Annotated in this window: 11 protein-coding genes and 1 pseudogene; 2 read left to right on the top strand and 10 right to left on the bottom strand. The window is 63.6% G+C overall.

The genetic code is table 11. The features are described from left to right. Positions 1-460 precede the first annotated feature (460 nt). From CWO89_RS45635 to htpX, 3 genes are all read right to left on the bottom strand, one after another. The gene (locus CWO89_RS45635; RefSeq protein ID WP_165420942.1) at positions 461-1,156 is read right to left on the bottom strand and encodes a hypothetical protein; all 696 of its coding nucleotides are present in this window, start codon (positions 1,154-1,156) and stop codon (positions 461-463) included. Positions 1,157-1,287: 131 nt separating this feature from the next. After that, positions 1,288-1,488 carry a DUF2905 domain-containing protein gene (locus tag CWO89_RS01205; protein WP_130576846.1) on the bottom strand — a complete coding sequence of 67 codons (201 nt, stop codon included), beginning with the start codon at positions 1,486-1,488 and terminating at the stop codon, positions 1,288-1,290. Positions 1,489-1,536: 48 nt separating this feature from the next. Continuing rightward, positions 1,537-2,469 carry a zinc metalloprotease HtpX gene (htpX, locus tag CWO89_RS01200; protein ID WP_130576845.1) on the bottom strand — a complete coding sequence of 311 codons (933 nt, stop codon included), beginning with the start codon at positions 2,467-2,469 and terminating at the stop codon, positions 1,537-1,539. Positions 2,470-2,812: 343 nt separating this feature from the next. On the opposite strand from htpX, the pseudogene CWO89_RS01195 reads away from it, so the two are divergent. Then, positions 2,813-4,135 (top strand): annotated as a pseudogene (locus CWO89_RS01195) (lytic murein transglycosylase). Between the two features lie 234 nt (positions 4,136-4,369). After that, the gene (locus CWO89_RS01190) at positions 4,370-5,473 is read left to right on the top strand and encodes an alkene reductase (RefSeq protein WP_130576844.1); all 1,104 of its coding nucleotides are present in this window, start codon (positions 4,370-4,372) and stop codon (positions 5,471-5,473) included. 364 nt (positions 5,474-5,837) lie between these two features. Here the strand turns inward: CWO89_RS01190 and CWO89_RS01180 are convergent, their stop codons facing one another. The 7 genes from CWO89_RS01180 to glpD all read right to left on the bottom strand — a co-directional run bounded on the left by CWO89_RS01180 (position 5,838) and on the right by glpD (position 13,462). Continuing rightward, the gene (locus CWO89_RS01180) at positions 5,838-7,580 is read right to left on the bottom strand and encodes an ABC transporter substrate-binding protein (protein ID WP_130576857.1); all 1,743 of its coding nucleotides are present in this window, start codon (positions 7,578-7,580) and stop codon (positions 5,838-5,840) included. A gap of 115 nt (positions 7,581-7,695) precedes the next feature. Beyond that, positions 7,696-8,025 carry a DUF2160 domain-containing protein gene (locus CWO89_RS01175; protein ID WP_130576842.1) on the bottom strand — a complete coding sequence of 110 codons (330 nt, stop codon included), beginning with the start codon at positions 8,023-8,025 and terminating at the stop codon, positions 7,696-7,698. 10 nt (positions 8,026-8,035) lie between these two features. Next, a complete protein-coding gene (locus tag CWO89_RS01170; protein ID WP_130576841.1) occupies positions 8,036-8,842 on the bottom strand; it encodes a carbohydrate ABC transporter permease in 807 nt (268 codons plus the stop codon). Next, a complete protein-coding gene (locus CWO89_RS01165) occupies positions 8,842-9,744 on the bottom strand; it encodes a carbohydrate ABC transporter permease (RefSeq protein ID WP_130576840.1) in 903 nt (300 codons plus the stop codon). The genes CWO89_RS01170 and CWO89_RS01165 overlap by 1 nt, the downstream gene beginning before the upstream one ends. After that, positions 9,744-10,829, bottom strand: a complete 1,086-nt coding sequence (locus CWO89_RS01160) for an ABC transporter ATP-binding protein (RefSeq protein ID WP_130576839.1) — start codon at positions 10,827-10,829, stop codon at positions 9,744-9,746. The genes CWO89_RS01165 and CWO89_RS01160 overlap by 1 nt, the downstream gene beginning before the upstream one ends. 12 nt (positions 10,830-10,841) lie before the next feature. Next, positions 10,842-11,921 carry an ABC transporter ATP-binding protein gene (locus tag CWO89_RS01155; protein ID WP_130576838.1) on the bottom strand — a complete coding sequence of 360 codons (1,080 nt, stop codon included), beginning with the start codon at positions 11,919-11,921 and terminating at the stop codon, positions 10,842-10,844. Beyond that, the gene (glpD, locus tag CWO89_RS01150; protein WP_130576837.1) at positions 11,918-13,462 is read right to left on the bottom strand and encodes a glycerol-3-phosphate dehydrogenase; all 1,545 of its coding nucleotides are present in this window, start codon (positions 13,460-13,462) and stop codon (positions 11,918-11,920) included. The genes CWO89_RS01155 and glpD overlap by 4 nt, the downstream gene beginning before the upstream one ends. Positions 13,463-13,614 lie beyond the last annotated feature (152 nt).

Raw genomic sequence — 13,614 nt, 5'->3', positions numbered from 1 at the left:
CCCGCCCCTCATTCGCCGTGAGACGCGCGGAGTTAAATCACTGATTTGCCCGACGGCGAAAGCGGAATGTTTTTTGTGTGAGGGCTGGACGAGCCAAATCACGTTGATTGGCTTAAGGAAAATCGCGCGAACGATACGACGCCGTCATGCCCGGGCTTGCCCGTCTTCGCTATCGCTTCGCCGGACTGAGATTAGAGTGCCCGGCGAAGCCTCGGCGTAGCCGGGTCCCGGGCATCCACGTCCTTCGCGCCCGGGACAACGTGGATGGCCGAGTCAAGCCCGGCCATGACGGAGGAGAGGATTGCGCAACGCGTCGCTCAGTCATTCCGGGGCGATGCGCCAGCATCGAGCCCGGAATCCATTTCTCCACCTGCGCATGCGGCCCGATGGATTCCGGGCTCGCGCTGCGCGCGCCCCGGAATGACGACGGAGGTTGTTGCAAGCTCGCGCAATGCGCGCCTCACGCGGCCGGTTCATCCGGATCGAGTGCGGCCTGGAAGCGCGTTGATGCATCGCTTGCTTCACCGGACGCACCAAACACCGCGGCGGCGGTGATGTCCTTGGCGAGATGGGTGCATTCGAGCCAGACCAGATTGAGCATCAGCGGCGGCAGTTCGCGCGCCTGCTGCATGTTCCTGCAGCGGGCCTCCGCGCCCTCCATGCCCCACCATTGCTGAGCGACCGTCACGACCCTGCGGAAATTGCGCAAGGTGCCTGACGCCTTCGCGCGATCGACCTTGGCGAGCAGCGCGCAATGGTTCAGCCAGTTCAGCCCGGCGATGATGGCGATCGCGACGTCGTCGACGGCGCGTCCGGTGAAATCGATCACCGTGTCCTCGTGCGGCTGCTGGCGCAGGAAGCCGTCGATCAGCTCAGCCTGGCGCGACGGCTCCGTCAGAAGCGCGGAGTCGCGTCCCGGGATCATGGTCAGATAGCGCATCCCTTCCAGCCGTGTGTGGCGCCAGATTTCGCGCGGGCTGGCGCTCGCATCATTCGATTTGCGCTTACAGGCGGGATAGACGAGATCGCCATGATCGGCCTTTTCGAGATATGTCGCGACGACCTTGTCCAGCCCCTGCAACAAGGCATCTGCACCGGCCCTGGCGTCCAGGACCTCTTCTGACGGCACCTCTCTGCCCCAACCAAACAAGGCCATGCTTGTTTCCGGCGTGATCTTCTCGTTTTGCGAGTGTAGCACCAGCGCGGCCGATTGCACTGCGCCAATCCGCCGTATTTTCGGCAGGGGCGGGACGGCGCCGGCGGGATTCCGGAGGAACCCCCGCTCTCCTAGCGGTTGACGAGCCAGATGATCACGCTCAGCACGACGCTGAGCAATAGCGACGTCATCAGTGGGACATAGAACGAATAATTTGATCCCTCGACATGGATGTCACCAGGCAGGCGGCCAAGCCCGAGCTTGCCGATCACCGGCCAGAGCAGACCAGCGGCGAGGAGGAGCAGTCCGAGGATGATCAGCGTGCGCTGCATCCGGCACCTCCAATTCGTGGGGCGGTTTATCCGCCCCACGAATATCGCTTAACCCCACGGTCCGCGCGAGGTGGTCGTGCCGCCCCATGGGCTGCCTGAAGGATAGCGCGTTCCGGCGGAAGGTGCACCACCGCCGCCCAGCTCGGCAGCGAGCTGCTGCAGTGCCGCGATGCGGTTCTGGGTCGACGGGTGGGTGGAGAAGAGATTGTCGACGCCGTGGCCTGACAACGGATTGATGATGAACATGTGGGCGGTCGCAGGATTGCGCTCGGCCTCATAGTTCGGCACCTGATGCGCGGCATTCTCGATCTTCATCAGCGCGGACGCGAGCCACATCGGCTGGCCGACGATACGCGCGCCGAGATTGTCGGCGGCATATTCCCGGGTGCGGCTGATCGCCGTCTGCACCAGCATGGCGCCCAGCGGCCCCAGGATCATCAGCGCGATCGAACCGACGATGCCCGGACCGCTGTTGCTGTTGCGGTGGCCGCCGAAGAACATGCCGAATTGCGCCAGCATCGAGATCGCGCCGGCGATGGTGGCGGTGATCGTCATCAACAGCGTGTCGTGGTTCTTGATATGCGCGAGCTCGTGCGCGATCACGCCGGCGAGCTCCTCGCGGCTGAGCTGCTGCATGATGCCGGCGGTGACGGCGACCGCGGCATTCTGCGGATTGCGGCCGGTGGCAAACGCGTTGGGCTGCGCCTCGTCCATCACGAACACGCGCGGCATCGGCAGGCCAGCGCGGCTCGCGAGCTCGGCGACGAGGCCGACGAGTTCGGGCGCGGTGCGTGCATCGACCTCATGGGCGCCGTACATCCTGAGCACCATGCGGTCGGAATTCCAGTAGGTGAACAGATTGGTCGCGGCCGCAACCACAAGCGCGATCATCGCGCCACTGGCGCCGCCGATGAGATAGCCGATCCCCATGAACAGGGCGGTAAGGCCGGCCAGCAGAAGGGCTGTCTTGAAATAATTCATCGCCGTTTCCCCTGCGTCGTTGCGGAAAAACCACTGTTGCAGGCGCAGCTTAGGTAGGGATTTGCCTATGGGCAGCGCAAGTGGCGAAAGGTGCGTCGGGGCGACGCGGGCGAAAATACGCTGGCTCCCTCCCACGTCGTCCCGGCGAAAGCCGGGACTCATAACCACCGGACTTTGTGATGTGCTCCGCTGCAACCACTTGCTCGCGCCACAACAGTTTCCTGTGGTTATGGGTCCCGGGTCAAGCCCGGGACGACGGCGGAGTGAGGGATAGCTTGGGCGTAAAGCTTCACGTAAGATCATTACTATCTTTCGTAAGCCCATTCCCTACCGGCGAGTTCTGATGTTCAAGACCCGATTTGCGATCGCGGCCGTCACGATGATTGCGGCGTTTTCGTCTGCGGCCTCCGCGCAGCAATTGTTGCCGGCACCCACACGTCAGGCACCGGCGGCCGCGCGGCCTGCGACGGTGTCCTCGTCGCGCGCGGCGGCCTGCCATAATGGCCAAAGCTTCGAGCGGTTCCTTGCCAATCTCAAGCAGCGCGCGGTGTCCGAAGGCGTATCGCAGCAGGCGATCGCGGAAGCCTCGCCGTACCTCGTCTACAACCAGGGCATCGTTAACCGCGACCGCGGGCAGCGCGTGTTCGGACAGATCTTCACCGAGTTCGCAGGGAGAATGGCCGCGCCCTACCGGATGCAGCAGGGACAGCAGCACATCAAGACCTATGCGGCGGCATTCTCGCGCGCCGAGAAGGAATACGGCGTGCCGCCGGCGGTGATCGCGGCGTTCTGGGGACTGGAGAGCGACTTCGGCGCCAACATGGGCAACCTTCCAACGCTGCCTTCGCTGGTGTCGCTTGCCTATGATTGCCGGCGCTCGGAGATGTTCCAGAACGAGACCATCGCGGCGCTCAAGATCATCGACCGCGGTGACCTTTCGGCCGATGAGATGGTCGGCTCCTGGGCCGGCGAGCTCGGGCAGACGCAATTCCTGCCGACGCACTATTTCAACTATGCCGTCGACTATGACGGCGATGGCCATCGCAATCTCTTGCGTAGCGGGCCCGACGTGATCGGCTCGACTGCGAACTATATCGCCAACGGATTGAAGTGGCGGCGCGGCGAGCCGTGGCTGCAGGAAGTGCGCGTGACCGCATCCAGCTTTCCGTGAGATCAGGCCGATCTCACGACAAAACTGCCGCGCTCGAAATGGGCGCAGCTCGGCGTGACCTATCCGGATGGACGTCCACTAGCGAATGACGACATGCCGGCGTCGCTGCTGTTGCCGATGGGACGGATGGGGCCGGCGTTCCTGGCCTATGCGAATTTCGCCGCCTACACCGAATGGAACAATTCGCTGATCTATTCGACCACCGCCGGGTATCTGGCGAGCCGCATCGCAGGCAGCCCGCCGATGCTGCGGCCTTCGGGTCCCGTGGCGCAGTTGCCGTTCCAGGAGATCAAGGAATTGCAGCAGCACTTGGTGCGCGCCGGCTTCAATGTCGGCAAGGTCGACGGCGTACTCGGACAGGCGAGCCGCAGCGCCGTGAAGGCGATGCAGATCAAATATGGACTACCGGCGGATTCCTGGCCATCAGCGGAACTGCTGGCGCGGATGCGCGGGCGCGCCCAGCCGACGGAAGCGGCAATGCCGGCCGTTCGTTAGACCCGCTTCGGGAAATGACGCCTCTGTGACAGGCTTCTTCAAGAGGTCGTTTTGCTGCACGCATCGTGATTTAGAACAAATCCTACTATGTTCGCCTGCATGTGCCGCTTTTGACGCCAGTCAAGCGACCGAACACCGCGCGTTGCTAGTCTGCACGAGAAGAATGGCTGGGGCATTGCGCCCATCGCCGCGATGCACAAATGTTGCGTATCGTTCATTTCCGGAAAGCCTCCCATGAGCCAATCCTCCAAACTGTTCGAGCCCCTCAAGCTTGGTCCGCTGACGCTGCCCAACCGGGCGGCGATGGCACCGTTGACGCGCAACCGTGCGGTGCCGCCCGGCATGGTGCCGAGCCCGCTCGCGGTCGACTATTACGCGCAGCGCGCCTCCGCCGGCCTCCTGATCACCGAGGCGAGCCAGGTCTCGCAACAGGGCCAAGGCTACCAGGACACGCCCGGCATCTATTCGAAGGAACAGATTGCGGGATGGCGCAAGGTTACCGACGCCGTGCATGCGCGCGGCGGACGCATCTTCATCCAGCTCTGGCATGTCGGCCGCATCTCCCACACCTTGCTGCAGCCGAACGGCGGCGCGCCGGTTGCGCCATCCGCGGTCCGCGCCAAGACCAAGACCTTCGTGGGCGGCAGCTTTACCGATGTGTCCGAACCGCGGGAGCTCGAGTTTTCCGAAATACCTGGCATCATCGAAGACTTCCGGCGCGGCGCGGCGAACGCGATCGAAGCCGGATTTGACGGCGTCGAGATCCATGGCGCCAACGGCTATCTGCTCGACCAGTTCGCCAAGGACGGCACCAACAAGCGCACCGATGCCTATGGCGGATCGATCGAGAATCGCGCGCGGCTGATGCTGGAAGTCTCCAAGGCGGTGGCCGCGGAAGTCGGCGCCGAACGCACCGGCATCCGCATCTCGCCGGTGACGCCGGCCAATGACGTCTCCGACTCCAATCCGCAGCCGCTGTTCGATCACATCGTCGATGGGCTCAATGCGCTGAAGCTGGTCTACATCCATGTCATCGAAGGCGCGACCGGCGGGCCGCGCGATGTCGCGCCGTTCGACTATGCGTCACTGCGCAAGCGCTTCAAGCAGGCGTATATGGCCAACAACGGTTATGACTTCGCGCTGGCGAACAAGGTGCTGGAATCCGGCGCCGCCGACCTGATCGCGTTCGGCAAGCTGTTCATCTCGAACCCCGACCTGGTCGAGCGCCTGAAGCAGGGCGCAGCACTGAACGAGTGGGACAAGAACACGTTCTACGGCGGCGGCGCGAACGGTTATACGGACTATCCGACGCTGGAGGCGGTGGAAGCGGCGCAGTAGCCGCGAATACCGCCGTCATTGCGAGGAGCGACAGCGACGAAGCAATCCATGCCTGCCACAAGTGGAGAGATGGATTGCTTCGCTTCGCTCGCAGTGACGGGTGGAAAGAACGACGTCTTTCTCCCACTGTCATTCCGGGGCAGCCCAGGGCTGAACCCGGAATGAATTCCACCACGTGCTTTGCTGTCCGATGGATTCCGGGCTCGCGCTTCGCGCGCCCCGGAATGACGAAGGCCGGGATTGCTCCCGGCCTTTTGTTTTTCTCCGTCATGCCCGGGCTTGTCCCGGGCATCCACGTCTTTCCATACCCGCGGCAACGCGTGGATGGCCGGGACGAGCCCGGCCAAGACGGCGTTGCGGGAGCTTACTTCGCTTCCGCACGCTTCGGCGGGGTGGCGGGCCACGACTTGATCAGGGTGTCGTAGTCGACTGTCTCGCCCTTCGGCTTCTCGTTGGCGAGCTTGCGCTGGGGCGCGATGGTGCCGTCCTTCTCGGCCTTGGCGAACCAGTATTCCGGCTTCTCCTTCTTGTTCAGCTTCGGGCCGCAGGCGCCCTGCACGCCGGATTTCTCGAGCCGCTCCATCACCGAGTCCTGGGCCGCGGCGAGCGCGTCCATCGCCTGCTGCGGCGTCTTCGCACCGGACGACGCATCGCCGATGTTCTGCCACCAGAGCTGGGCGAGCTTCGGATAATCAGGCACGTTGTTGCCGGTCGGAGTCCACTGCACGCGCGCGGGCGAGCGGTAGAACTCGATCAGGCCGCCGAGCTGCGGCGCGCGCTCGGTGAACGACTTGTCCCAGATGTCGGACTCGCGGATGAAGGTGAGACCGACATGGCTCTTCTTCAACGACACCGTCTTGGAGACGATGAACTGCAGATAGAGCCAAGCCGCCTTGCGGCGATCCGCCGGCGTCGACTTCAGAAGCGTGAGCGAGCCGGCGTCCTGATAGCCGAGCTTCATGCCTTCCCGCCAGTAGGAGCCGTGCGGCGACGGAGCCATGCGCCATTTCGGCGTGCCGTCTGCGTTCATGACGGGAATGCCGGGCTTCACCATGTCGGCGGTGAACGCGGTGTACCAGAAGATCTGCTGGGCGATGTTGCCCTGCGCCGGCACCGGGCCCGATTCAGAGAAGGTCATGCCCTGCGCCTGCGGCGGAGCATACTTCTTCAACCACTCGAGATATTTGGTGATCGAGTAGACGGCGGCCGGACCGTTGGTGTCGCCGCCGCGCTCGACCGACGAGCCCACGGGGCGGCAGCCTTCCATGCGGATGCCCCACTCGTCGACCGGCAGACCGTTCGGAATGCCCCTGTCGCCATTGCCCGCCATCGACAGCCAGGCGTCGGTGAAGCGCCAGCCGAGCGAGGGGTCCTTCTTGCCATAGTCCATATGGCCGTAGACCTTGACGCCGTTGATCTCCTTGATGTCGTTGGTGAAGAACTCGGCGATATCTTCATACGCCGACCAGTTCACGGGCACGCCGAGCTCGTAGCCATACTTGGCCTTGAACTTAGCCTTGTAGTCGGGGTTGGTGAACCAGTCGTAGCGGAACCAGTAGACGTTGGCGAACTGCTGGTCGGGCAACTGATAAAGCTTGCCGTCCGGCGCTGTCGTGAACGACTTGCCGATGAAGTCGTTGACTTCGAGATAGGGATCGGTGACGTCCTTGCCCTCGCCGGTCATGTAGTCCGACAGCACGATGGTCTGGCCGTAGCGGAAATGCGTGCCGATCAGGTCGCTATCGTTGATCCAGCCGTCATAGACGTTCTTGCCGGACTGCATCTGGGTCTGCAGCTTCTCGACGACGTCGCCTTCCTGGATGGTGTCGTGCTTGAGCTTGATGCCGGTGATCTCGCTGAACGCCTTGGCGAGCGTCCTGGCTTCATACTCATGCGTCGTGATGGTTTCGGACACGATGTTGATTTCCATGCCCTTGAAGGGCTCGGCCGCCTTCGCGAACCATTGCAGCTCCTTCATCTGGTCTTCCTTCGACAGGGTCGAAGGCTGGAATTCGCTGTCGATCCATTTCTGGTTGACGGCGTCGTCGGCGCGCGCCGGCGCGCTGACAGTGGCGGCGGCCGCGATCAGCGCGGCGGCGCTGGTCATCGTAAGCAGACGGCCCCTGGTGGTTCCTCTCAAATGTCGCATGGCGTTTCCTCCTGATATAGCGACAAAACAATTCAGGTCCGGGTTGGTCCCGGATCTGCTCTTCTTCACTTCCTCAGACGGTGCGGAAAATCACAACGGCCGTGGCAAGCGAAATCAGTGTGGCGAGCCACAGGCTCGAAGCCTCGACGCCCTCCTCCCCAATGGGCAGCGTGGTGATGGAGTCGGTGCCGACGACGCCGATCCAGACGAGATGGATGACGGCGGCGAGCACCAGCGAGATGAAGAGACGATCGCCGCGCGTGGTCGGAATCCTGAGCACGCCGACCCGCTCGGCTTCGGGATAGGCGACCGCGAGCCAGGTCATCACCGCCAGCGTCATGCCGAGCAGCGCAAAGAAGATCGCCGTCGGCAGCGTCCAGGCCATCCATGCGATGCTTTCCATGGGGCGCCTCCTACACGCGACCGAGCGCGAAGCCGCGCGCGATATAGTTGCGGACGAACCAGATCACGAGCGCGCCCGGGATGATCGTGAGCGCGCCGGCCGCGGCGAGCAGGCCCCAATCCATGCCGGCGGCGGAGACCGTGCGCGTCATCACCGCCGAGATCGGCTTGGCATCCACCGAGGTCAGCGTGCGCGCGAGCAACAGCTCGACCCAGGAGAACATGAAGCAGAAGAAGGCGGCCACCCCGATGCCGCTCGCGATCAGCGGCACCAGGATCTTGATGAAGAAGCGCGGGAAGGAATAGCCGTCGAGGAACGCGGTCTCGTCGATCTCGCGCGGCACACTGGAGACGAAGCCTTCGAGGATCCAGACCGCGAGCGGAACGTTGAAGATGCAATGCGCCAGCGCCACCGCCCAGGGCGTATCGAACAGGCCGATCGCGGAATAGAGGTTGAAGAACGGCAGCGCATAGACCGCGGCCGGCGCCATGCGGTTGGAGAGCAGCCAGAAGAACAAATGCTTGTCGCCGAGGAAGCGGTAGCGCGAGAAGCCGTAAGCCGCCGGCAGCGCCACCGAGATCGAGATCACGGTGTTGATGACGACATATTTCAGCGAGTTGATGTAGCCGGAATACCAGCTCTCGTCGGTGAATATCCGCTTGTAGTTCTCGATCGTCGGCTGGTGCGGCCACAGCGTCATGGTCGAGACGATCTCGCTGTTGGTCTTGAAGCTCATGTTGATGAGCCAGTAGATCGGCAACAACAGGAAGATCAGGAACAGCGAGATGATGAGGCGGCGCCCGGGAATCGTGCCCATCACACAGCTCCCTCTTTTTGCGGGCGCTCGGCGCCGGCATTGGTCATGACGGTGTAGAACACCCAGCAGACGATCAGGATGATGAGGTTGTAGACCAGCGACAGCGCCGCGGCCTTGCCGAGATCGAACTGACCGAGCGCGATCTTGACGAGCTCGATCGAGATGAAAGTGGTCGAATTGCCCGGCCCGCCGCCGGTGACGACGAACGGCTCGGTGTAGATCATGAAGCTGTCCATGAAGCGCAGCAGCACCGCGATCAGGAGCACGCGGTTCATTTTCGGCAACTGGATCGCGCGGAACACCGCCCAGCGCGAGGCGCCGTCGATCTGCGCGGCTTGATAATACGCATCGGGAATCGACTTCAGGCCGGCATAGCAGAGCAGCGCCACGAGACTGGTCCAGTGCCAGACGTCCATCACGATCACGGTCGCCCAGGCGTCGAGTTCGTTGGAGACGTAGTTGTAAGGGATACCCAGGCTGTTGAGGGTGTAGCCGAGCAGGCCGATATCTGGACGGCCGAAGATCTGCCAGATGGTGCCGACCACGTTAAACGGGATCAACAGCGGCAGCGCCAGGATCACGAGGCAGACGGCGACGGTCCAACCCTCGCGCGGCATCGACAACGCGACGACGATACCGAGCGGTATCTCGATCGCGAGGATGATCGCGGAGAAGATCAGGTTGCGCCAGAGCGATGCAAAGAAGCGTTCGCCGAGGTCAGTCGTGGGATCGAGCAATTCCTTGAACCAGCCGACGCCGTTCCAGAAGAACTGGTTGTTGCCGAAAGTGTCCTGCATCGAATAGTTCACCACCGTCATCAGCGGCAGCACCGCGGAGAACGCGACCACCAGGAACACCGGCAGCACCAGGAACCAGGCTTTCTGATTGACCGTCTTGTCCATCAGGCGACCCCCTCGACCAGGCGGCTGTCGGCATAGACGTGCACATGCGCGGGATCGAACACGAGCCCTGCCATGTTGTCGGGCACCGAAAATCCCGGCGGCACACGCGCGGCGAACTTGGAATCGCCGACGCGCACCCGCGCAAAGCGGATGCGGCCGAGATCGTCGATCCGCTCGATCGTCGCCGCCAGCAGACCCGAGGCGGGCGGCGCAACGTCGACGAATTCCGGCCGCACCCCGATCTCGATCTTCGCGCCCGCGGGCAGCACGCCGTAATTGCGGTGCAGGCCGATGGTGTGGCCATCGATCCGCGCCTCGCGCCCATCGACATGCGCCGGCACGATGTTCATGCCGGGCGAGCCGATGAAATAGCCGACAAAGGTGTGCGCGGGCTTATCAAATAGTTCAGCCGGTGTGCCGCTCTGCACCACGCGCCCGTCATGCATGACGACGACGGTATCGGCAAAGGTCAGCGCCTCCGTCTGGTCGTGGGTGACATAGATCATGGTGAGGTCGAGCTCGCGGTGCAGCGCCTTCAATTTCGAACGGAGCTGCCATTTCAATTCGGGATCGATGACGGTCAGCGGCTCGTCGAACAGGATCGCGGCGACATCGGATCGCACCAAGCCGCGGCCGAGCGAGATCTTCTGCTTGGCATCGGCGGTGAGCCGCGTCGCCTTGCGGTTGAGGTAGGGCGCAAGATCGAGCAGCTCGGCGATCCGCTTCACGCGCGCTGATATCTCCGCCTTCGGCACGCCGCGGTTCTTCAGCGGGAAAGCCAGATTCTCGCCGACCGTCATGGTGTCGTAGATCACCGGAAACTGGAACACCTGCGCGATGTTGCGCTTCTGCGTCGACAGCGGCGTGATGTCCTTGCCGTCGAACAGGATCTTTCCGCGCGACGGCGTCACGATGCCCGAGATGAGATTGAGCAGCGTGGTCTTGCCGCAGCCGGAGGGGCCGAGCAGCGCATAGGCGCCGCCCTGCCGCCACGTCATCGTCACCGGTTTCAGCGCGAAGGATTCCGGCGGCGCGTTATCGCCGCTGTAGGAGTGGGCGAGATCGACGAGGTCAATGCGGGCCATCAGGCATCTCCCTCAAGTGCGGCCAGGAGCTGCGACCAGGCGATCGGCCAGGTCGAACACGAAGACGTTGTCGGGATCGAGCGCGACGTTGAGCGCCTTCCCGGGTTCATACTCATGGACGCCGTGCAGCACCGCGACCCAATTGGCGGAATCGCGCTGCAGGTGGATGAAGCTCTCGGAGCCGGTGATCTCGGTCACGCTGACGCTGGCCGGAAACACGTGACGGCCGGCGGCGCCTTTCGCGACTTCGAGCTGATGCGCGCGGAAGCCGACGCGATAAGCGCCATCGGCAAGGTTCGCATAAAGGCCGGTCGCGGGCGCGCGCGTGCCGCCGGCATAATGCACGGTGCTGTGCCGCTTCTCGATATTGACGATGTTGAGCGGGGGATCGGAATAGACCTGGGCGACGCGCAGCGTCTCGGGCTGCCGATACACCCGCGAGCTGGCGCCGGCCTGCAGCACGCGTCCCTGCCACATGCAGATGGTGTCGCCGCCGAGCAGCAGCGCTTCCGACGGCTCCGTGGTCGCGTAGACGAAGATCGCACCCGACGCCTCGAAGATGCGCGGCAGTTCGGTGCGCAGCTCTTCGCGCAGCTTGTAGTCGAGATTGGCGAGCGGCTCATCGAGCAGCACGAGATCGGCGCCCTTGACCAGCGCGCGCGCAATCGCGGTGCGCTGCTGCTGACCACCGGAGAGCTGCAGCGGCGTGCGCTTCAGAAAGGGCTCAAGCCGCAACAGCTTTGCGGCATCCGCCACGCGCTTGTCGATCTCCTCGCGCGGCCGTCCCTGCACACGCAAGGGCGAGGCGATGTTCTCATAGACCGAGAGCGAGGGATAGTTGATGAACTGCTGGTAGACCATCGCGACCGAGCGCTGGCGCACATCGATGCCGGTGACGTCCGCACCGTCGACCAGCACGCGGCCGCTCGTCGGCTTGTCGAGGCCGGCGAGCAACCGCATGATCGAGGTCTTGCCTGATAGCGTCGGCCCGAGCAGCACGCTCAGCGTGCCGCGCTCGAGCGTCAGCGCGACATCGTGGATGGCCGGGATGCCGTCCACGGTGCGCGTGACGTGGTCGAGCGTGACGCTCATGGCCGTCCTCCCGCCTCGCGTAGCGGACGTTCGCCGGACAGTCCATGAGCGGCGATCCATTCGTCGAGCGCCGATATCTCGGCGGCCGACATCCTCAAACCCAGTTTGGAGCGGCGCCAGACGATGTCTTCGGCGGTCAACGCCCATTCGTTCGCCATCAGGTACCTGACTTCGCTTTCCGTCAAGGTGGCGCCGAAGGACTTTCCGAGATCGCCGATCGATTTCGCGCTGCCGAGTACTTTTGTCGCACGCGTGCCGTAGGCGTGTGCGAGCCGGCTCGCATGCGGCGCCGACAGGAACGGATAGTCGCGCACGAGTTCCGCAGCGAGCGCATCGACCGCGGAGACATCCATGTCGCCGCCGGGCAGCGGCGACTTGCCGGTCCAGCCCTCGCGGGCTTTCGCGCTGCGCAAATAGGGCGCAAGGCGCTCAAGCGCTTCTTCCGCCAATCGCCGATAGGTCGTGATCTTGCCGCCATAGATCGAGAGCAGCGGCACGCCGCCGGGCGTATCGAGCTCGAACACGTAATCGCGTGTGGCGGCCTTGGCCTCGCTCGCACCGTCATCATAGAGCGGGCGCACACCGGAATAGGTCCAGACCACATCCTCCCGCTTCACCGGCTTTGCGAGATACTCGCTGACGGAAGCGCAGAGATAACTGATCTCCTCCTCCGTCGCCTTCACCTTGGCGGGGTCGCCGTCATAGTCACGGTCAGTGGTGCCGATCAGCGAGAAATCATTCTGATAGGGAATCACGAAGACGATGCGGCCATCGGCGTTCTGGAAGATGTAAGCGCGGTCGTGGTCGTAGAGTTTTCTCACCACGATATGCGAGCCTTGCACGAGCCGCACTTTTGCGCGCGCGTTGACGCCGGCGCTCGAAGTCAGCACCTCTTCGACCCATGGACCGCCGGCATTGACCAGCGCACGCGCACGCACCGTCCGCCGCGCGCCGCTGCCTTCGTCCTCGACCGTGACATTCCAGAGACCGTCAGCCCGCCTGATCTCGACGGCGCGGGTGCGCGTGCAGATCTCGGCGCCGCGATCGGCGGCATCGCGCGCGGTCAGCACGACCAGCCGCGCGTCGTCGACGAAGCAATCGGAATACTCGAACCCTTTGACGTAGCGATTCTTGATCAGGGGCTTGCCGACCTCGTCGCGACTGAGGTCCACCGACCGGGTCGGCGGCAGCAGGTGCCGGCCGCCGATGTGATCATAAAGGAACAGCCCGAGCCGGAGCAGCCAGGCCGGGCGCAGGCCGGCATGGTGCGGCAAAACGAAACGCAGAGGGCGGATGATATGGGGCGCGATCTGCCAGAGGATCTCGCGCTCGATCAGGGCCTCACGGACCAGGCGGAACTCGTAATATTCGAGATAGCGCAGCCCGCCATGCACGAGCTTGGTCGACCAGGACGACGTCCCGCTCGCCAAATCATTCATTTCACAGAGGAAAACGGAATTACCCCGCCCCGCCGCATCGCGCGCGATGCCGCAGCCGTTGATGCCGCCCCCAATGATTGCGAGGTCGAAAATCCGATCCAACAGACGCTTCCCCGGCCGCTCGCGTTCGCTTTCGGCGATTTCGCTTTCGGATTCGATTAGATCACAACGAAAAACGAAAGCAAACCGAAAATGGGGAACCGGGGTCTGCGACTTGGGGATGAGGCGGGATTCGGGGCGATATCGGGCCTCAT

The organism is Bradyrhizobium sp. Leo170 (assembly GCF_004296405.1).
In the GTDB taxonomy this organism is placed as follows: domain Bacteria; phylum Pseudomonadota; class Alphaproteobacteria; order Rhizobiales; family Xanthobacteraceae; genus Bradyrhizobium.
The sequence above is the reverse complement of the archived record's forward strand: the minus strand, read 5'-3'. Positions and strand labels throughout refer to the sequence as shown.

Coding starts and splice junctions, on each gene's coding strand:
- CWO89_RS01180 (WP_130576857.1), bottom strand. CDS start 7,580: ATGACCAGCGCCGCCGCGCTGATCGCGGCCGCCGCCACTGTCAGCGCG.
- CWO89_RS01155 (WP_130576838.1), bottom strand. CDS start 11,921: ATGAGCGTCACGCTCGACCACGTCACGCGCACCGTGGACGGCATCCCG.
- CWO89_RS01190 (WP_130576844.1), top strand. CDS start 4,370: ATGAGCCAATCCTCCAAACTGTTCGAGCCCCTCAAGCTTGGTCCGCTG.
- CWO89_RS01175 (WP_130576842.1), bottom strand. CDS start 8,025: ATGGAAAGCATCGCATGGATGGCCTGGACGCTGCCGACGGCGATCTTC.
- CWO89_RS01160 (WP_130576839.1), bottom strand. CDS start 10,829: ATGGCCCGCATTGACCTCGTCGATCTCGCCCACTCCTACAGCGGCGAT.
- htpX (WP_130576845.1), bottom strand. CDS start 2,469: ATGAATTATTTCAAGACAGCCCTTCTGCTGGCCGGCCTTACCGCCCTG.
- CWO89_RS01170 (WP_130576841.1), bottom strand. CDS start 8,842: ATGGGCACGATTCCCGGGCGCCGCCTCATCATCTCGCTGTTCCTGATC.
- CWO89_RS01165 (WP_130576840.1), bottom strand. CDS start 9,744: ATGGACAAGACGGTCAATCAGAAAGCCTGGTTCCTGGTGCTGCCGGTG.
- CWO89_RS45635 (WP_165420942.1), bottom strand. CDS start 1,156: ATGGCCTTGTTTGGTTGGGGCAGAGAGGTGCCGTCAGAAGAGGTCCTG.
- CWO89_RS01205 (WP_130576846.1), bottom strand. CDS start 1,488: ATGCAGCGCACGCTGATCATCCTCGGACTGCTCCTCCTCGCCGCTGGT.